Origin of the sequence: Vibrio sp. T11.5 (genome assembly GCF_027587155.1) — a bacterium.
GTDB lineage: Bacteria > Pseudomonadota > Gammaproteobacteria > Enterobacterales > Vibrionaceae > Vibrio > Vibrio neptunius.
Map to the genome: position 1 here is coordinate 172407 of NZ_JAPPTP010000007.1, position 19767 is coordinate 192173.

The following is a 19767-nucleotide window of genomic DNA, read 5'->3' on the forward strand; positions in this document are numbered from 1 at the left end:
TCTAAAACCCAAGACTTGAGAGTAAGTCGTCGACTTCGTCTTGTGATGAAACCGCATCATCCCTTTCATGAGGGTTGAGTATTGGCCCCTCTGGGTCTATCGATGAATTGTTCTTATTGTTTGCAGCATTTTCCAGCTGGCTAGCACCAAATGCTGTCAGAATTTCCACAAGCCGATCCTCTACTTCGTTAACCAAAGTAATGACTCGACTAATAATCTGACCTGTTAAGTCTTGGAAATCCTGAGCCATTAGAATCTCGGTTAATTGCCCTCTGAGTTCAGTACTATCGCCCTCTACCTCGCTCAACAATGCATCAATACGATGGCAAAGTGCTTTAAACTCAGTCAGATCAATCCTACCATGCATTAACTCGTTCCATTGAGGGCGAACCTGAAGCAACCCGTCATGCAAGTTATCCGCTATTGGCATACAGCGGTCTACAGCATCCATGGTTTTGTTTGCCGCTGTCTCTGTTTTTTCAATGACGTACTTGAGTCGGTCCCTAGCATCAGGGATTTCATCATTCGCGATCTCACTCATACGTTCATCAAGGCTAAACTGCTTGATAGACTCGTGAAGGTCACGCGTTAGCTCGCCTATTTCCTGTAGCATTGGATTAGAAGAGCCATCATGTATGTCTTTAACAAGTTGGTCAGCTTCATTTTGCTGATCGTTTTCTAACAACTCTACCAGGTGCTTTGCCTGTTCTAATGAAATCATTCTGAATTGGCCTTTTGCGATACTTCGTCAATTCCTTGACTTATAAACGCTCAAAGATTTTATCTAATTTTTCTTTTAGTGTAGCTGCAGTAAATGGCTTAACGATATATCCGTTTACACCAGCTTGCGCAGCTTCAATGATTTGTTCGCGCTTTGCTTCTGCTGTGATCATTAGAACAGGTAGGTGCTTAAGCTCCTCATCGGCACGAATATGCTTCAGAAGGTCTATACCTTGCATACCAGGCATGTTCCAGTCTGTTACAACAAATTCGAACTCACCTTTTTTAAGCATTGGTAACGCCGTTAAGCCGTCGTCCGCTTCTTGAGTGTTATTGAAACCCAAGTCACGAAGTAAGTTCTTAACGATACGGCGCATTGTTGAAAAATCGTCAACAATAAGGATCTTCATGTTTTTATTCAAAATTGCCTCCACTGAGTTTGATATCAGTGATTTCTAGTCATTATTTGTCCAAACACTCAACTTAGTGCGTAGACGCTGCATTGATTGGCTTAGTATTTGGCTAACGCGCGACTCGCTAACACCAATAACTTCGCCGATTTCCTTCAAGTTTAACTCTTCATCATAATAAAGCGAAAGTACTAGAGCTTCTCTTTCAGGAAGTGATTTAATTGATTCTACCAGTGCTGTACGAAAATATTCATCTGCGACGCCCTGAAAAGGGATATTTTCTTCGTCAGCATCTTCGTGCGATATCGCATCTTCTGACACACCTAAATCGTCAATACCAATGAGGCGTGAACTGTTTATATCAGTTAGTGCACTGTGGTATTGATCGAGAGTCATATCCAAACGCTTGGCAACCTCTGCATCTGTCGGATCACGATTGAGTTCACCTTCTAACTGCGCAATCGCCTGACTGATTTCTCGACTGTTTTTGTGTACGGAGCGAGGGACCCAATCCCCTCGGCGTATATCATCTAGCATAGCACCACGAATGCGAATACCAGCATAGGTTTCAAAACTGGCACCTTTGCTGCCATCGTAATTCTTTTGAGCTTCCAACAAGCCGATCATTCCAGCTTGAATAAGGTCTTCAACCTGCACGCTCGGAGGTAATCGTCCAAGCAAATGGTGTGCAATGCGCTTAACCAGTACCGAGTATTTTTCTAAAAATGCTCGCTGGCTGTTTTGATTTGCGTATTGGTCATAGGTCAATGCCTTATTCACCAAATGGTTCCTCTAACATCTCTGTTCTATGAAGTAAGCGTTCTACAAAAAACTCCAGATGTCCACTCGGTGTTTTGGGAATTGGCCAAGTTAGCGCTTTATTTGCTAACGAACCCAAAGCCAACGATGCAGGCGAACGAGGGAATGCATCCACGACAATCTTTTGTTTTTTAACAGCTTGTCGAACTTTATCATCCAATGGAATACATGCTACGAGCTCAATGCTAACATTCAAGAATCGCTCTGTGACCAAGGTCAACTTTGCGAACAATTCTCTCCCTTCACGATAGCTTCTGACCATATTTGCAACAATTTTAAATCGTTGAACTTGATGTTCTTTACTCAAAAGTTTGATCAGAGCATATGCATCCGTGATAGATGTCGGCTCATCACAAACCACCACTACCACATCCTGAGCCGCGCGTGAAAAGCTCACTACCATGTCTGAGATCCCGGCTGCAGTATCAATGAGTAGTACGTCCATCTCATCTTCCAAACTGCCAAAAGCACGAATTAAACCTACATGTTGTGCATGTGACAGCTCAGTCATAGACTGGGTGCCTGAGGTCGCTGGAATGATTCTGATCCCATACGGTCCTTCAACAATAGCATCTTGTAGGTCACATTCACCTGCCAATACGTGTCCAAGGTTCTTTTTCGCCCGTATACCGAGCATTACATCAACATTGGCTAGGCCCAGGTCAGCATCAAGTACCATGACCTTTTTGCCCTGACGAGCCATACAAATCGCCAGACCCAAGGTTACATTTGTTTTACCCACGCCACCCTTACCACCAGTAACTGCGATTACTTTGGTTAGTGAAGGTTGTGTTAAGCGGCGTAGTCCGCTTGCTTGGTCTTGTATCATATTCTTAGTCATAATCGTACGCCGCCTAGAACCCTTCTGATTCACTATTCCAGTAGTGAGGTTCGTCATCTGTCGACTTCTCTAACAATTCATTTGCCTTGGCAACCATATACTTAGGCTGCGCTATCACTATGTCTTCCGGAACTCGTTGCCCGTTAGCAATGTAAGCAACGGGTAATGAGTTTTGTACAACGACACTGACAAACTCTCCAAGACTTAACGACTCATCTAATTTGGTAAGGATACAGCCTGATAGTGGGATCCTTTTAAAATGGTCTATCGTCTCCTGCAGTACTTTTCGCTGCGCGGTGGCTGGTAAAACGAGGTAGCTGTGAATAATCTCCCCGCTTTCGTGCATTAGAGTATCCAGCTGCTCTGACAGACGTACGTCTCGTTGTCCCATACCTGCTGTATCTACTAGAATTAGGCGACGATTTCTCAATTGGTATATTACATCGGCTAACTCTTTGGAATCTTTAGCAACTTTTACAGCGCATCCCATAATACGTCCATAAATTGCTAACTGCTCATGGGCGCCGATACGATAGGTATCGGTTGTCACCAAAGCGACGTTATCTGAACCAAACTCCATTGCAGCCCGAGCGGCAAGCTTAGCGACAGTGGTCGTTTTACCAACACCCGTCGGTCCAAGTAACGCCACGACTCCGCCACGTTTTAGGATGTCTTGTTTAGAAATAGGGATCTGATCGGAAACCAAACCCAGTAACGCTTTCCAAGCTTTTGTCGGAGGGGTATCTTCAGGGATATAGCAAGCCAACTGATCCGCAAGTTCGGCCGAAACTCCCATTCGCTCAAGACGTTTAATCAACATAGCACGCAGCGGCTCTCGTCGTTCAACTTCCTGCCACATTAACCCTGAGACTTGGTGTTCCAGCAAACGACGAATTGATGTCATTTCTTCACGCATATCTTCAAGATCTTCACTGCGCACATTTTGTTCTTCGGCACGATGACGCTCGTAACGAGTGGGGTCAAGGCGTGGAGCAGGACGCTCGGCACTTGTATCTTCGGCAATCAAACGAGCTAATGGGGAGTCTTCTTTTAATTGAACACCATTGTTGCCATTACGAGCGGCAGATTGTCGTTTCAACAATGCAGACAATGAATCCACATTTTCCGCTTCTCTGCCGTCCGCCTCCTCAGCTCCATTACTATATTGCTTGAGCATATTGGCAAAACGCTTCGTCATAGAGCGACCAGAATCTGCCTTAGTCTGCAAACTCACGCGGTCTTCATCTAGTTGGCGTTGCTTTGGTGTAGACGCACTCTGCATTGTCGCTGCGGCTTGTGAATTATTGTAGCGAGGCTGGGAGTTATAGTTAGCACTGGAACGCGCGGCGGCCGTCTCGTTGTCTATCGCCGCAACAATTTCAACACCACCTGCGACTTTTTTATTAGACATGATCACAGCATCATCGCCCAACTCTCCTTTCACTTGGAGTAGTGCGGTACGCATGTCTTTGGCAAAAAATCGTTTAATCTTCAAATTAGATATCCGTCTATTAACGCATCAATGCTAGTTACCAACAGCTTGAACAATACGTATTTGTTTCTCGTCTGGGATTTCCTGATAAGAAAGCACTCGCAGCGATGGAATTGTATTCTTCACGAACTTAGCCAATGTCGAACGCAATACCCCAGAGGTCAGAAGAACGGCTGGTTCCCCTTTCAACTCCTGCTCTTGTGTTGCCTGAGTTAAAGAAGATTGTAGTCGCTCTGCCAAGCCTGGTTCAATACCTGCAGATTCTCCCCCAGATGCTTGCATTGTTTGATGCAATATTTGTTCCAATTCTGGTATCAAAGTTATGACAGGCAGTTCTGGCTCTATTCCATTGATTTCCTGAACAATTAATCGTTTCAATGATATTCGAACGGCCGCAGTTAGGATGTCAGGTTCTTGACTCTTGCTCGAGTATTCAGCCAATGTTTGGACAATGGTACGAATGTCTCGAATTGGCACTGCTTCGTTCAGTAGGTTCTGCAGGACCTTAACAACCACACCAAGCTGCAGCTGATCTGGCACAAAGTTCTCCACCAATTTCGGCGCACTTCGACTAAGCATCTCCAACAAGTTTTGCACTTCTTCATGACCAATCAGATTGGAAGCATTGTTCGTTAACAGTTGGCTTAAGTGAGTAGCGAGAACGGTAGATGAATCCACGACAGTGTAACCAAGCGCTTGCGCATGCTCTCGCTGTTCACCTTTTATCCATACAGCCTCTAGGCCAAAAGCAGGATCAATGGTTGGCTCACCTTCCACCATCCCGTACACCTGTCCCGGGTTAATCGCTAGCTCCATATCGGGACGGATCTCTGCTTCCCCTACAGCCACGCCCATGAGCGTGATCCGATAGCTATTTGGCGTTAGTTCTAAGTTGTCTCGGATATGGACTGCAGGCACAAGAAAACCAAAATCTTGCGACAATTTTTTACGCACACCTTTAACGCGTTCTAACAGTTCCCCACCCTGATCTTTGTCGACGAGAGGTATCAGACGATAACCGACTTCCAAACCAATAATGTCAACAGGTTGAACATCATCCCATGACAACTCTTTTGAAGTTGGTACTTCTTGCTCTGTTGTCGCAGGCAATTTCGCCTGTTCTGCCTCTTTTTTCTGCTTACGATAAATCCAGTACGCGCCACCACCAGCCAGTATTGCAAGCAGTAAGAATGCAAAATGTGGCATACCAGGAACAACGCCCATTACCCCCAATATGCCAGCGGTGATCATCAACGCTTTTGGGTTGTCAAACATTTGAAAGACAACCTGCTGACCCATGTCCTCGTCCGTGTTCTGACGAGTCACCATGATCGCAGCACCAATAGAAAGTAATAGCGATGGGATTTGCGCCACCAGACCGTCACCAATAGTCAGTAAGGTATAGATCTGAATCGCCTCCCCAAAAGCAAGACCGTATTGAGCCATACCAATCGATAAACCACCGATGATGTTAATGAAAAGAATCAAAATTCCGGCAATCGCATCACCTTTAACAAATTTTGACGCACCATCCATCGAACCATAAAAATCCGCTTCTTTGGTGACTTCTTGACGACGAGTTCTTGCTTGTTCTTGGTCAATCAACCCCGCATTTAAATCAGCGTCGATTGCCATCTGTTTACCGGGCAATGCATCCAAGGTAAATCGTGCACTCACCTCAGAAATTCGACCTGCACCTTTGGTTACAACCATGAAGTTGATGATCATCAGGATGAGAAATACCACCAAACCAACAGCGTAATTACCACCGATCACAACGCTACCAAAAGCTTCAATCACGCTACCCGCAGCACCTGTACCTTCATGGCCATACAGGAGTACAACTCGGGTCGATGCCACGTTTAGCGCCAGTCGTAACAAAGTAGCAATAAGGAGTACCGTCGGAAAAGCTGCAAAATCCAAAGGCCTACGTGTGTATACGGTGACAAGAAGCACGACCATCGCCAATGCGATATTGAAAGTGAAAAATAAGTCGAGCAGAAAAGGGGGTATTGGCAATACCACCATCGCCAGCGTCGCCAGTACCATGATAGGCGCCCCTATCGCTGGCATCGCTCTTTGAGGAATGGAAGGTAACTTATCCGCGAACGGCAATGTAAATTTCATAAAAAGAAATCTATAACTTAACCAAAATTGAAGGACTTGTGCTTATATGCAAATTCCAGTCCAAAAGTCCTGTCAATTTTATGGCTAACGGCACAAGTTCGGAGAGAGCGCAAACAGGTTGATTGCGCTTACCTCGTAAAACAGCTGACGTACTGGCTAGGGTTGGATATTGAAGATCAATTTGCCACGTCGTTTTGCTAAGTCATATTCAATACAAGCGATACCTGACGTAGGAAACATCGGAGGTGCCATATCGGGCACAAACTCAGCGGTTAGGTAACCAACCAACGGCAAATGGGAGACCAACAAAATAGAATCCAGTCCTTGCACCTCAGCGATAGCAGCAACGTAATCAGCGACATGGCTGGATTCACCATAAGGCGTTATGTCTTCGCATGTTTGAATCTGTTTGGCGCTAAAGCTGCGCGAGACTTCTTGCCAAGTTTGTTGTGCACGTAAATACGGGCTAACAAGCACCATATCAAACTGAACGTAACCTTGCTCTACACATGTCCTAGCCACTGTTGTAGAAGCGCTACGTCCTTTCTCTGTCAACGCTCGTTCTGCATCAGAGGCTGCATAATGCTCAGCTTCTCCATGACGCATGATGAATATTTTCATGGCTTCTTCCTAACTCTGCGACTTTCTAGTCATTACGATTGTTATTGTTTTATACGAGGACTTTTAGAGCCCGTTTAAAAAATAATTATATCAAGTGCCTTGCTAAAGACTTCGACTTTCTTAACAATCTTGATGTACGAACCAATAATTTGCGTAGCTTCTATTTGTTACACAGATTGTTGGCACTCATCGACATCACGTACATACTAATATCTAAGCACCTTTAGCGGAGAATCTCTTGTGCACATAAGCCCGAATGATACCAGCCAATATCGCTACTTCACGTTGGAAAACGGGCTTAGAGTGTTGGCGATCCACGATAGCGATGCACAAAAATCAGCGGCAGCCTTAGCTGTTAATGTCGGTCATTTTGACGATCCTATTGAACGACAGGGACTCGCGCATTATTTGGAACACATGCTGTTTCTAGGAACCGAAAAGTACCCTAAAGTAGGTGAGTTTCAAAGCTACATTAACCAGCATGGTGGCAGCAATAACGCATGGACCGGAACAGAGCACACTTGCTTCTTTTTTGACATCGCACCCTCTGCATTTGATGACAGCCTTGAAAGATTCAGTCAATTTTTTACCGCTCCACTTTTTAACCATGAAGCTCTAGATAAGGAACGCCAAGCGGTAGAATCTGAATATAAACTCAAACTTAAAGATGACTCTAGAAGGCTGTATCAGGTCCATAAAGAGCTGGTTAATCCGGCCCATCCTTTTGCTAAATTCTCTGTAGGAAATCTAGAAACACTAGCGGACCGCGATGGTCAGTCAATTCGAGATGACATCGTTAAATTTTATGAGCAGCACTATTCTGCTGACTTAATGACACTAACCGCAATGGGTCCCCAGCCGCTAGATGAAATCGAGAGCTGGATCAGCGAAAAGTTTTCCGCAATTCCTACGCACAATTTGGCGGGTAAGACGATTGATGTCCCGTATGTCGATGAGCATTCCACCCGTATTTTGGTTAATGTTGAACCTGTAAAAGAAATTAGAAAACTGATTTTGACTTTCCCCATGCCTTGTATGGACCAATATTACCGTCAAAAACCACTGTCATACTTTGCTCATCTTCTGGGGTATGAGGGAGACGGCAGTCTAATGCTTGCCTTAAAGGACGCCGGATGGATAACTTCCCTTTCTGCCGGAGGCGGAACAAGCGGAAGTAACTATCGAGAGTTTACTGTTAGCTGTGCGTTAACGTCTAATGGCGTCGATCACGTAGACGAGATAGTTCAAGCCATGTTTAGCTACCTCTCTCTCCTGAGCCATGAAGGCTTTGATGAGTGGCGCTATCTTGAAAAGCAGGCAGTATTGGAATCTGCTTTCCGCTTTCAAGAACCTACCAGACCACTCGACCTAGTGAGTCATTTAGTGGTCAACATGCAGCATTATTCGCCAGACGATACGATCTACGGCGACTTTATGATGAATGAGTATGACGAACCTCTGCTCAAAGACCTACTCCAATATTTAACGCCAGAGAACCTTCGTATTACTCTACTCGCGCAGGGCTTCACGTATGACAAGCAAGCTCAATGGTACGCTTCCCCCTACTCTGTCACTCCATTTAACTCAGAGAAGCTAGCTTACTACAAAGCCACAAGCGAATTGAGCTTTTGCCTTCCACCAAAGAACCCATTTATTTGTTATGACTTGGATCCGCAACCCATCGATTCTCAGGCTGACATTCCTGAAATCATTGAAGATCTTCCAGGCTTCAAATTGTGGCACCTACAAGACCATGAATTCCGCGTGCCTAAGGGAGTCATCTATGTGGCGATTGATAGCCCGCATGCGGTCGCTAATCCGAAAAACATTGTCAAAACACGCTTGTGTGTAGAAATGTTCCTCGATTCGCTGGCTAAAGAGACTTATCAGGCGGAAATTGCCGGTATGGGCTACAACATGTATGCCCATCAAGGTGGCGTAACGTTAACACTGTCTGGTTTTAGCAAGAAGCAGCCTGAGTTGATGAAAATGATCCTCAATCGCTTTGCTAAAAGAGAATTCAGTGCCAAACGCTTTGAGACCATCAAAACTCAGCTAATCAGGAACTGGCGTAACGCCGCACAAGACAAGCCTATTTCGCAGCTGTTCAACGCAATGACCGGGCTGTTGCAACCCAATAACCCACCTTACGTGGAATTGCTGGAGGCGCTTGAAAACATTCATGTCGAAGAGTTAGCGGACTTCGTTCAGGACATTTTGGCTGAATTGCATGTCGAGATGTTTGTTTATGGAGATTGGAACCGCACCGACGCCATTCAGTTAGGGACAACCCTTAAAGATGCACTCCGAGTGCACAATCAACAATATGAAGAAGCGCTTCGCCCTCTAATTATGCTTGGCGAAAATGGTTCTTTCCAACGTTCGGTGGAGTGTAACCAAGACGATTCTGCCATTGTGGTTTATTACCAATGTGATGACATAGAACCCCGACACATAGCACTCTATTCACTGGCCAACCACCTGATGTCTGCCACTTTCTTTCATGAAATAAGAACCAAACAACAGCTGGGTTATATGGTAGGAACAGGGAACTTACCACTCAATCGTCATCCGGGTATTGTGCTCTATGTACAGTCTCCCAATGCCGCCCCTATCGATTTGATTAGCTCGATTGATGAGTTTCTCAATGCGTTCTACATGGTGCTTCTTGAGCTCAACGAGTACCAATGGCACAGCAGTAAGAAAGGACTATGGAATCAGATAGCCACGCCAGATACAACGTTAAGGAGTCGAGCTCAACGCCTATGGGTTGCCATCGGTAATAAAGATCACCAATTCAATCAGAAAGAGAGGGTATTAGAGGAACTCAAAACCTTAACACGCGCTGATATGATTCGCTTTGTGGTCAACGAGCTTAAGCCAAGAACAGCGAACCGCCTGATTATGCACACTCAAGGAAACGCACATCATGACTCCGCTCCGCTCCAATTAGGTTTGGAAATTGGCTCAATTGAAGAATTTCAATTGAGACCAAAGGACATCGATTTAGGCTGATTGCTCCGACTCGACAATCTTTTTCAATGAATGTGGGTGAAGCTTGATACAAACGCCATCGTGCTTAAATGCCACTGTAGGATTGTTGAGACGCTCACCCTCTCCCTTCGGACTTGATAATTTGACCTTAATTCCCTGCTCTCCCAGCTGATTCCAGTGCTTGGCAAGTTCTGGCTGTTGCTGCTTGATGCCCTGCAAAAATTCCTCTGCTGTTTCAGCTTGCGAAGGAACAACGAACTCGACATGCTCCCATGACTGCTGCGGATAGCTTTTACCCTCGGCTGGATAAGGCAATTCTAAGCACTCTATGGACCAATTTAATGCCTTCAATGGCTCAGTGAATTCAATCACAATGATCGGACGACCATTTATCACCGCATTTGATATTTCACAGCCTTCTTTTAACCATTCTTGATGAGCCAGTTTTGCCAATTCCAAGTCATTGATACGTAATGCAATATGATCCGCCTGAAAAGGACGTAAATTAATATGCAGTTTCTCGCTTAAACCTTGAATTTTATGCATAAAATCTTCAATCTTGCCTTTCATTTGTGAAGGCATCAATTCAGCATCCAGTAGTCTTTGAGACATTTTCATCTATCCAAAACGTTGATTTTTCCGCAATACTAGCAAGAACCTAAGGAAAAGTAGAAAATTTCCCAGTACACTCCCTATAAGAAAAGTAATAAAGTTGGTATTATGTGCGCCAAATTATGAACTCTATAGAGATATGCATTCACTCCACCAGAGTGGATATTATTCAGTAATAGCGTCTGACGAAGCTGAATAACTCAATGCATATCCAACCAATTCCCAAGAATTGAAGGAAGCGCGTGTGAATATCCAAGCACTTATTAACGACAAAGTATCTCAGGCTCTTGAAGCCGCTGGCGCACCTGCGGGCAGCCCTGCAGCCGTTCGTCAATCAGCAAAGCCACAGTTTGGTGATTACCAAGCAAACGGTGTGATGGGCGTTGCTAAGAAACTCGGCACAAACCCACGCGAATTTGCTCAAAAAGTATTGGATGTTCTAGACCTTGACGGTATTGCAAGCAAAACTGAAATTGCAGGCCCTGGTTTTATCAACATCTTCCTGAGCGAAGAATTCCTCGCTAAACAGGCTGAGTCCGCGCTATCTGACTCTCGCCTTGGTGTTGCAGCTGAAGCGCAAAAAACGATCGTTGCTGACTATTCAGCGCCAAACGTTGCTAAAGAAATGCACGTTGGCCACCTGCGTTCAACAATCATCGGTGATGCTGTGGTTCGCACTCTCGAATTCCTTGGTCATAAAGTTATCCGTGCCAACCACATCGGTGACTGGGGCACTCAGTTCGGTATGCTTATCGCCAACCTAGAACGTGTACAGCAAGAGTCTGGTGAAGTTTCAATGGAGCTGGCTGACCTTGAAGCCTTCTACCGCGAGTCGAAAAAGCTTTACGACGAAGATGAAGAGTTTGCAGTAAAGGCGCGTAACTACGTGGTTAAACTGCAAGGTGGTGATGAATACTGCGCAGAGATGTGGAAGAAACTGGTGGATGTCACCATGATCCAAAACCAGCGCAACTACGATCGTCTTAATGTCTCTCTAACTCGCGAAAACGTAATGGGTGAGAGCATGTACAACGACATGCTTCCTGGCATTGTAGCAGACCTGAAAGAGCAAGGTCTTGCACAAGAAGATGACGGTGCACAAGTTGTATTCCTTGAAGAGTACAGAAACAAAGACGGCGAGCCTATGGGTGTCATCATCCAGAAGCGTGACGGCGGCTTCTTGTACACCACTACCGATATCGCTTGTGCGAAATACCGCTACGAAACGCTAGGTGCAGACCGCGTATTGTACTTTATTGACTCACGCCAGCATCAACACCTCATGCAAGCATGGACAATCGTTCGTAAAGCAGGCTATGTGCCAGAAGAGGTAACTCTTGAGCACCACGCTTTCGGTATGATGCTTGGTAAAGATGGCCGTCCATTTAAGACGCGTGCAGGTGGCACAGTTCGTTTGGCGGACCTACTAGATGAAGCAGAAGAGCGTGCAATCAAACTTATCGAGTCTAAGAACCCAGACTTAGAAACGGCTGAAAAGCAAAACATCGCGAACACTGTAGCAATGGCTGCTGTTAAGTACGCAGACCTGTCTAAACACCGTACAACTGACTACGTGTTTGACTGGGACAACATGTTAGCATTTGAAGGTAACACAGCGCCCTACATGCAATACGCATACACGCGCGTTGCATCTATCTTTGCCAAAGCAGGCACCTCTATGGATGAGCTAGCTGGTAACATTCAGATCACCGAAGAGAAAGAGAAATCTCTTATCGCCAAGCTACTTCAATTTGAAGAAGCCGTGCAGTCTGTTGCTCGTGAAGGTCAACCGCATATCATGTGTAGTTACTTATTCGAACTTGCTGGCCAATTCTCAAGCTTCTATGAAGCATGCCCAATTCTGAACACAGAAGATGAGTCTGTTAAACAGAGTCGTCTGAAGCTGGCAGCACTGACGGCGAAGACAATTAAGCAAGGTCTTTCTCTGCTAGGTATTGATACGCTAGAACGTATGTAAGCTAGGGCTTTAGCGATAGAAAATAAAGGTTGATGTGAAAGCATCAACCTTTTGTTTTTTCTGGCGTATACTGGCTAAAAATACTAATAGGAATGAATCATGAGTTTTGAACTCCACCCACAACTGGTAAAGGATACTAGCGTCATCGGTCACTTTCCTTTGACTATTGCTCTGCTCCACAAGGACAACGCTGTTCCTTGGGTCATTCTTGTTCCTAAGCGGGACAACCTCAAAGAACTGCATCACTTGCCAATGCAAGAGCAACAACAGTTCTTACTCGAATCACAAGCAGTAAGCCAAGCATTAGAAGCAACGTTTCGCCCAGATAAACTCAACTTAGGTGCGCTTGGTAATATGGTCCCGCAACTTCATGTCCATCACATCGCTCGTTTTAAAGATGACGTTGCCTGGCCGGGGCCCGTATGGGGAAATACTCAGGGGAATTTTCGTGCTGAAGAGGAACAACAAGCGATACTCAGTAAGATTCAAAATGTCTTGTCACTAAGTAGCTTGTTTAAAAAAGCATAAAAAATGCCGCTGTTACCAGCGGCATTTTCTTTACATGGTCACCGTGAGAGATAACTCATCGACCCTATTCGCGGAGTATCGGATCCGGGTCACTTTCTGAGCTTTATTGGTATCGACTAAGCGAGATATCTTCCCTTTTTTGATCCATACCGCCAGCATGGCATCGACACCGTCTTCACTCATTGAAAATTTCTTCGCGAGTTCTTTCTGGCTAACGCAACCCTGCTGTTCGATGTGCCGTTTCAACTCCTGTAAGATCATGCTGTTTGTGCCTCAGCATAATGCACCTGCTTCAGCCCCGCCGCTTTCAACGCGCGATAAGTCGCAAAGGAAACCAAAATGACTCCGGCTATCCAGGCTGCACTGTAGATTGGGTGGTCTGTGAAATGCATCGTCTGGTAGTAAAGCACTGCACCGCCGTAAGCAAGACCCATCGTCCATACAGCAATAAAGCGCGCGAATTTCTGACCAAATTCACGGACATATGCGCCCATAGCCGCGACACACGGTGTGTACAACAAGATGAAAATCAAGTAAGCAAACGCGGCATGGCCCGAGACGAAATACTGGTTCAGGTTACCAAAAATAGAAGCGTCGACTTCCTGCTCTTCTGCCACAGTAGAACTGTCGGTCAAATCACCCACTTCAATACCCAACGGATCGGAATAACTCAATCCAGCTAAGTTTTCCGGTATAGACATGACCGCCTCTTCCAAACTCGCCATAAGATTGAACTCGCTTTCTTCTCCTTCACTTGGGGCGTAAAGGTTGTTCAAAGTACCCACTACCGCTTCTTTGGCAAAAATGCCTGTGATAATACCCACTGTCGCTGGCCAGTTATCTTCATGAACGCCAATCGGTTCAAATACAGGCGTCACCACCTGAGAGACTTTGGACAGTACTGAATTCTCGCTGTCTTCATTGCCAAATGACCCATCAGTACCTACAGAGTTGAGGAAGCTAAGAATAGTCACAACAACAACGATAGTTTTACCTGCCCCAAGAACAAAGCGTTTCAGTTTTTGCCACGTTTTTATCAGTACATTCTGTATCGTTGGTAATTCGTAATCAGGCATTTCCATGATTAAGCTGTCGCTTGAGCCCGGATAAAGCGTATGCTTTAGCACCAACCCAGTGAATACAGCCGCAGCAATCCCCAGTAGGTAAAGAGCAAATACGATATTCTGGCCACTTTCAGGGAAAAACGCGGCAGCAAACAATGCATATACAGGAAGACGAGCACCACAAGACATGAACGGCGCCATTGAAGCAGCAAGTTTGCGTTCACGTTCCTGATCTAACGTTCGTGTTGCCATGATGGCTGGTACGTTACAGCCGAAGCCAAGAACTAATGGGACGAAGGCTTTACCCGGTAAACCAATCTTCTGCATCACTTTATCGAGAACAAAAGCAGCACGAGACATATAGCCTGAGCTTTCCAAGATAGCCAAAAAAAGATACAAGCAAGCAATCACCGGAATAAAAGTGGCGACAGTCTGGATACCGCCACCTACGCCATCCGCAATCAATGTCACCAGCCAGACAGGCAAATGGTCATCTAACAAGTAGTGTCCGCCATCAACTAGCAAAGCGCCGACACCAATATCAAAGAAGTCGATAAATGCACTGCCGATATTGATAGAGAACATAAACATTAGGTACATAACGACAAAGAAAAATGGAACACCAACCCACTTATTGAGAATGATGTTATCCACCTTTTCCGTAAAGCTATGACTAAGCTTGCCTTCAGTCCGGCGCACTTTTTTGCACTGTTCATGGAGGAAGGTATATTTGGTATCGGCAACCGTAAGATCGATATCTAGGTCTATGTTGTTCTGAACCTTTGCAATGTTATCCCTTTCCTCAGACGAGAGATTGTTTAAGACCAACAGATCCTGCTCTAAAGCTCGAATAGAAAGAGCGCGTGCGGATACCTCAGAATGATTAGCAAAAACAGGTTGGATTTGGTCTATCGCCTGCTCAAATTCTACGTCATAACGAATCTTCAGTTCATTCAGCGCAACGCCTTGAACCACCGCTTTATGTAGACGTTCTTTCAGGCGTTGGACCTGATTTTTGTTGTTTGCAGATAACGCATAGACCGGACAGCCCAGCATTTTTTCTAACGCTTTAACATCGATAGTTTGTCGTTCACGCTTCAATGCATCCATTTTATTCAGCACAACCATCATCGGTCTGCCAAGCTCTCGCAGCTGAAGCGTCATATATAAACTGCGTTCAAGACACGTCGCATCAACAACGTTAATGATTAAATCCGCTGGGTGCGTTAGTACAGCACGTGAAGCGATCGACTCATCAATGCTGTTGCCATCGTTACCACTATCCAATGCGTAGATACCAGGAAGGTCGGTGAGCATAAAATCATCACCAGAATGACTGTAACGACCTGTTTTCTTTTCAACCGTCACACCTGCCCAGTTACCAACTTGCTGTTTGGCTCCCGTCAGGCCATTAAAAAGTGTTGTTTTACCACTGTTTGGATTACCGACGGTCAGAATTTTGTATTTCATCAGTTGGCCTCCACATGAATTGAATTCGCAATATTAGTTCTAACTGCGAGAGATACACCACGAACCTCAACCTGAAGAGGATCGCCCATTGGGGCTTTACGGATAAGAGTGACTGGAGTCTGAGGAAGCAGCCCCATTACCATGAGCTTTTTCCTGACATCATTAGAAAGCTCTGAAAAACCGGTGATCGTTGCTTTTTGCCCTTGAGTTAAATCTGAAAGTTTCATAGACAGGCCAATTAAAGATAAAAATGAGAAATATTATTATTAATAATCTGGAATCTTAGCCCGTGTAAATTTTGTAAATCTTGTCTGAAATCAAACATTACATTTATGGAACGTTATTTTTGTTCATTTACAACTCGTCAAATCCGTTAAAAGTTATCGATAACGAGTATTTAGTCATCATTCCATTTTGACACCATTGGTAATAAACAATAAATAATCAATTAAAATCAATAATTTAGAAAAGTTGTCGTTTTTGTCATACAACCTTGGCGTTAATTTTATAAGTAAAATAAGTCGATAGTTTTATAGTTAAAAACGTCGACAGGGAAAGCTCCTCAAAGACAAGAAATTCCAGAGGTGGTGCAGCATGCATCACTCCGGCAGCAAGCGAAGGTGTCATTGGCACCCGTGGTATAGTCACCCCGGCTATACCACGATATTTTTTTAAAGTATGTCAATCAGTGTGTTCTCAGGTTCTGCAGTACATAGCTTCAAGTGTGCCTTTTAAGCTCACTGGACAGCTTAGTCTCATCAACTATCTTGGTTTTCAATGAATTGGGAAGGTGACACACCAAAACGATGTTTGAATCGTTGGCTGAAATAAGAGGGATCATTAAATCCACATTCAAAGGCTACATCGGATATTTTCTCACCAGCCAGCAAGCGCCGACAGGCATAGTCTAACCGTACCTCTGTGACATAATCCATAAATGTACGTTGTGTGGCAGATTTAAATCGGCGCTGCAAACTTCGTTCTGATAAATACATCTGCTTAGCTGCTGCCGCGGTACCAAACTCTGGATTGGAATAGTGTTGCATGACTAAGGCTTCAAGTTTCTCAATCCATGGGTCTTTAGATACCCCAATATCTGAGAGTTTAACCATTGAATTTTCTTTAAACTCGTTACCCGCTGACCATACAAACTCGATAGTGTTGTTTTCATCAGAACAGTATCGATGAAAGCAGCCGCCGCTTTCATTGACTAGAGACTCCAGTTCATTCCACAGCTCAATGGTATTCACTGACGGATCATCAAATCTTTTGCCTTGTTCAGTCATAGAAAAATGCACTTTGTCGTTACTGATACGGCAAGTCATCAAGGCAACTTGTCCCCGATACGAGCGTTTGATCAGATTATCAATCAGTAGATTAAACACACTATCAAGGTTAAACACTTCGAGCGCGACATAAATATCTTTATCTTGCGCAGGCCTGACTTCGACAGACAAAGCAGATTTGTTAAGTTCCTCTCGCCAGCCATACAAGGCCGAGCGTAGGACCAATGACAGGTTATAAACAGGTAAAGCGTCACCATTGGCAGCCCGAACATTGAGCAACAAGTCCAGCTCATGAGTCATAAATTGCACGAAATGCTGCTGTCCTTGCTCAAGCTCAACCTCTTCTTTCAAAGAATAACCTTGAAGCTTTTCCCGTAAAGACTGCAGCGACTGGTGGTACAAAATACGTCTTATTTGCAGCTGCTTACGTAATTTGTCGTTGTTGGTCAGTAAAATCCGACTTTGATGACGTAATTGGTTGGTCTGTAGTGCAACCAGAGACTTCAACTCTTTATTGGTTTTCGCCATCATGTGTGATCGCCAATAAACAATAACTGCGATAAGTAAAGAAGCCGCAACAATGTAGGATATGACCGCATAAACCCCCATGTACCATGGCTCTTCCACTGTAAAGAGAAATGATTCAATGTCGCCTTGAACAAAACCATTAGTCGAGACACGAACTTGCAAAGTGTAGTCACCGGGGAGAATATGTTCTATGGTCAGCTTCATTCCTTCAAGGTCTTGCCAGTTTTCTTGGCGGCCAAAACGATATTGAAGTGACACATTACTAACTTGGGGGAGTACACCAAATTGGAAAGCAATCGACTCTCCATATTTTACGTTTGGCGCGCTTAGTACACTTCCGCCAAGCGAGAATAGCTCCTGGTTAGCAACGACCTGGCTGAATACGACTTGTCGCTTAGGAGGGGGGGTAACACTCAACGTTTTCGTATCAATCTTGACCAAACTTCTCCTAGAGCCAAATAGCAGATTGTCTTTACTCTCAGACCCAGTAGTGCATAATCCAGACAGAAATTCGTTGTTCTCTAGGCCCAACGGTTCACTATAGTGTGCTTCAATTTCCCCACTACTCGCATAATGCGTAAGCCCAGCAGAAGACGTCATCCAGATACCATTCTTATTTCTAACCAGACATTTGGTAGTAATATGCTCATCTACCATGTCTAGAGGGTTAAGTTGTAAGCTGGCAATATCTAATCGATACAAACCGTAGGTGTTCGCAATCCATACTTCACCTTTGTTGACTTCTTCGATGCTCACGACTCGACCAAAATGCTCTGCTTCATCAACATAATGAATCTGACCATTAACTAGAACATATAAACCATTCTCGGTACCAAGAACTAGGCTTCCATTCTCTGTCACTGCCATCTGGGTCAACTGAGTTGGTAGGTGTTTATTTAGTATCCACTCAGACCCGTACTGAATCAACTGCCGACTTTTGATGTCATAACGCCATAGTTTTAGATCACTAGCTCCCCATAATCGCCCTTGTGAATCCAGTTCTAGCAACTTCACTGAAGAGTTGTTGAGAAGGTTGGGTAAACGACTAGAAATAACTGCACCAGATGCACTATCAACAGAGATAATACCGTTCTCGGTAGCGAGCCAAAGTACCCCATTCTGCTCAATCACATCGTTCACTTTTCCTTTGTAAAGGCGTTTCCTGGAAGCATTTTGGTCTAAGGCTAGCGCATAAACGCCAGCACTCGTGATCATCCAGAATCCACTCCTGCTTTTCATGTTGGTCAGTTGGATCAGTTTTTCTGAAACAGAACCATGGCTAAGCATCAAATCAGGAAAACGCTTGAAGTGGTGAGCGAACAAAGAGAAATAGTATATCCCCCGCTCAGTGGCAATCCACATCCCACCACGATGATCATTGAGTAACGAATAAACCTTTTCACCAAACAAAATGCTATTACGCTTGAGACTCTCAGGGAAATACTCACTTTCACCAGTAGTAAAAGTATGAGTGAGTAAACCAGAGTCCGTGCCTATCCAATAAGCTTCTTGCGTTTCCTCTATACTCAAAACATGCCCGCTTGGAATCTGTTTTATAGAGGAATCAGGTTCATTGATATTGATTAGGACTGTCCCATAACGAGTTCCTAAAACCAACTCTTGACGTTTATCAGAAAAATGGAGGGTTTCTATATAGTTCGTTCCAGAGCGAGGAATATGCTCAAAGTGACTGCCATCAGACAAATATACCCCTGCATTTGTTGCCAACACCCACTTCTCATTAATCAGCGTAGCGTCAGTAATGCTTATTTTTGCCGCTTGATTGTATTGGTATAACTCTATCAAGGAATAAGAGGTAAACTCGGCGTTGTCGACATGATACGTGTAGAAACTAGAGGCATCAGAGATCCAAATATAGCGATTGGAAACCCCGATCTGTAATACTTCAGTTCCGGGGGTCAGGCCAAACATCAACTCTCGTTTTTTACCTGGAATGGTCCGATAGATCTCGTTCCCCACAAACGACCAAAACGCATTGTCGATAAACGCAATATCTTCTGCACTAAACTCAAGTGCGGAACCTGATTTAGGTAAGATATTCTGACCGTCAAAAAAAAGTAGCTGATTTCTGACATCCTGAAACCAAACTCCACCATTATCGGCTAAAAAAAGAGCTTTGGCTGCGAAAGCTTTACCCTGAATTTTAGTAGGCAGTGGGTAAAAAACCGACAAAGGAAGATCCATCGCGGATGCCAAACGAGTTATTAGCAATAGCGATAAGAAGCAAATAGCTTTATACACTCACAGTTCCCTTGC

General features: G+C 44.6%; 15 protein-coding genes. 3 read left to right on the plus strand and 12 right to left on the minus strand.

Annotated features, from left to right (window positions below; translation table 11 throughout):
* Nucleotide 1: 1 nt before the first annotated feature.
* The 7 genes from OH455_RS10025 to sixA all read right to left on the minus strand — a co-directional run bounded on the left by OH455_RS10025 (nucleotide 2) and on the right by sixA (nucleotide 7030).
* The gene (locus tag OH455_RS10025; protein ID WP_045975293.1) at nucleotides 2-721 is read right to left on the minus strand and encodes a protein phosphatase CheZ; all 720 of its coding nucleotides are present in this window, start codon (nucleotides 719-721) and stop codon (nucleotides 2-4) included.
* Between the two features lie 40 nt (nucleotides 722-761).
* A complete protein-coding gene (gene cheY, locus OH455_RS10030; RefSeq protein WP_045975294.1) occupies nucleotides 762-1130 on the minus strand; it encodes a chemotaxis response regulator CheY in 369 nt (122 codons plus the stop codon).
* Nucleotides 1131-1175: 45 nt separating this feature from the next.
* The gene (locus tag OH455_RS10035; protein WP_045975295.1) at nucleotides 1176-1910 is read right to left on the minus strand and encodes an RNA polymerase sigma factor FliA; all 735 of its coding nucleotides are present in this window, start codon (nucleotides 1908-1910) and stop codon (nucleotides 1176-1178) included.
* The gene (locus OH455_RS10040; RefSeq protein ID WP_045975296.1) at nucleotides 1903-2790 is read right to left on the minus strand and encodes a MinD/ParA family protein; all 888 of its coding nucleotides are present in this window, start codon (nucleotides 2788-2790) and stop codon (nucleotides 1903-1905) included. The genes OH455_RS10035 and OH455_RS10040 overlap by 8 nt, the downstream gene beginning before the upstream one ends.
* Nucleotides 2791-2803: 13 nt before the next feature.
* Nucleotides 2804-4285, minus strand: a complete 1482-nt coding sequence (gene flhF, locus OH455_RS10045; protein WP_269981260.1) for a flagellar biosynthesis protein FlhF — start codon at nucleotides 4283-4285, stop codon at nucleotides 2804-2806.
* Between the two features lie 30 nt (nucleotides 4286-4315).
* Nucleotides 4316-6409, minus strand: coding sequence for a flagellar biosynthesis protein FlhA (gene flhA / locus OH455_RS10050; protein WP_206374131.1), 2094 nt, complete (start codon nucleotides 6407-6409; stop codon nucleotides 4316-4318).
* 156 nt (nucleotides 6410-6565) lie between these two features.
* On the minus strand, nucleotides 6566-7030 hold the full coding sequence (gene sixA / locus OH455_RS10055) for a phosphohistidine phosphatase SixA (protein WP_206374133.1): 465 nt from the start codon (nucleotides 7028-7030) through the stop codon (nucleotides 6566-6568).
* Nucleotides 7031-7270: 240 nt separating this feature from the next.
* Between sixA and OH455_RS10060 the strand changes: the two genes are divergently transcribed.
* Nucleotides 7271-10045, plus strand: a complete 2775-nt coding sequence (locus tag OH455_RS10060) for an insulinase family protein (protein WP_269981261.1) — start codon at nucleotides 7271-7273, stop codon at nucleotides 10043-10045.
* Here OH455_RS10060 and OH455_RS10065 read toward each other — a convergent pair.
* Entirely contained in the window at nucleotides 10037-10636 is a 600-nt protein-coding gene (locus tag OH455_RS10065; protein ID WP_269981262.1) for a VOC family protein, read from the minus strand. The two genes, OH455_RS10060 and OH455_RS10065, sit on opposite strands and share 9 nt — an antisense overlap.
* A 244-nt stretch (nucleotides 10637-10880) precedes the next feature.
* Here OH455_RS10065 and argS point away from each other — a divergent pair, with 244 nt between their 5' ends.
* Both argS and OH455_RS10075 read left to right on the plus strand, forming a co-directional pair.
* Complete coding sequence (argS, locus tag OH455_RS10070; RefSeq protein ID WP_269981263.1) at nucleotides 10881-12614, plus strand: arginine--tRNA ligase; 1734 nt, start codon at nucleotides 10881-10883, stop codon at nucleotides 12612-12614.
* 99 nt (nucleotides 12615-12713) lie between these two features.
* Entirely contained in the window at nucleotides 12714-13142 is a 429-nt protein-coding gene (locus tag OH455_RS10075) for an HIT family protein (protein ID WP_269981264.1), read from the plus strand.
* 30 nt (nucleotides 13143-13172) lie between these two features.
* On the opposite strand, the gene OH455_RS10080 is transcribed toward OH455_RS10075, so the two are convergent.
* The 4 genes from OH455_RS10080 to OH455_RS10095 all read right to left on the minus strand — a co-directional run bounded on the left by OH455_RS10080 (nucleotide 13173) and on the right by OH455_RS10095 (nucleotide 19752).
* A complete protein-coding gene (locus OH455_RS10080) occupies nucleotides 13173-13403 on the minus strand; it encodes a FeoC-like transcriptional regulator (protein ID WP_269981265.1) in 231 nt (76 codons plus the stop codon).
* Complete coding sequence (feoB, locus tag OH455_RS10085) at nucleotides 13400-15676, minus strand: Fe(2+) transporter permease subunit FeoB (protein WP_269981266.1); 2277 nt, start codon at nucleotides 15674-15676, stop codon at nucleotides 13400-13402. Before feoB ends, OH455_RS10080 begins: the two co-directional genes overlap by 4 nt.
* Nucleotides 15676-15903, minus strand: coding sequence for a FeoA family protein (locus OH455_RS10090; RefSeq protein WP_021457201.1), 228 nt, complete (start codon nucleotides 15901-15903; stop codon nucleotides 15676-15678). The genes feoB and OH455_RS10090 overlap by 1 nt, the downstream gene beginning before the upstream one ends.
* Nucleotides 15904-16434: 531 nt before the next feature.
* Nucleotides 16435-19752 (minus strand): AraC family transcriptional regulator, encoded by a 3318-nt coding sequence (locus tag OH455_RS10095; RefSeq protein ID WP_269981267.1) that lies wholly within the window; start codon nucleotides 19750-19752, stop codon nucleotides 16435-16437.
* Nucleotides 19753-19767 lie beyond the last annotated feature (15 nt).

What these genes read in the sequence shown, in the direction of transcription:
- OH455_RS10025 (WP_045975293.1), bottom strand. Translation starts at nt 721, where the DNA reads ATGATTTCATTAGAACAGGCAAAGCACCTGGTAGAGTTGTTAGAAAAC.
- cheY (WP_045975294.1), bottom strand. Translation starts at nt 1,130, where the DNA reads ATGAAGATCCTTATTGTTGACGATTTTTCAACAATGCGCCGTATCGTT.
- OH455_RS10040 (WP_045975296.1), bottom strand. Translation starts at nt 2,790, where the DNA reads ATGACTAAGAATATGATACAAGACCAAGCAAGCGGACTACGCCGCTTA.
- flhA (WP_206374131.1), bottom strand. Translation starts at nt 6,409, where the DNA reads ATGAAATTTACATTGCCGTTCGCGGATAAGTTACCTTCCATTCCTCAA.
- sixA (WP_206374133.1), bottom strand. Translation starts at nt 7,030, where the DNA reads ATGAAAATATTCATCATGCGTCATGGAGAAGCTGAGCATTATGCAGCC.
- OH455_RS10065 (WP_269981262.1), bottom strand. Translation starts at nt 10,636, where the DNA reads ATGTCTCAAAGACTACTGGATGCTGAATTGATGCCTTCACAAATGAAA.
- OH455_RS10075 (WP_269981264.1), top strand. Translation starts at nt 12,714, where the DNA reads ATGAGTTTTGAACTCCACCCACAACTGGTAAAGGATACTAGCGTCATC.
- OH455_RS10080 (WP_269981265.1), bottom strand. Translation starts at nt 13,403, where the DNA reads ATGATCTTACAGGAGTTGAAACGGCACATCGAACAGCAGGGTTGCGTT.
- feoB (WP_269981266.1), bottom strand. Translation starts at nt 15,676, where the DNA reads ATGAAATACAAAATTCTGACCGTCGGTAATCCAAACAGTGGTAAAACA.
- OH455_RS10090 (WP_021457201.1), bottom strand. Translation starts at nt 15,903, where the DNA reads ATGAAACTTTCAGATTTAACTCAAGGGCAAAAAGCAACGATCACCGGT.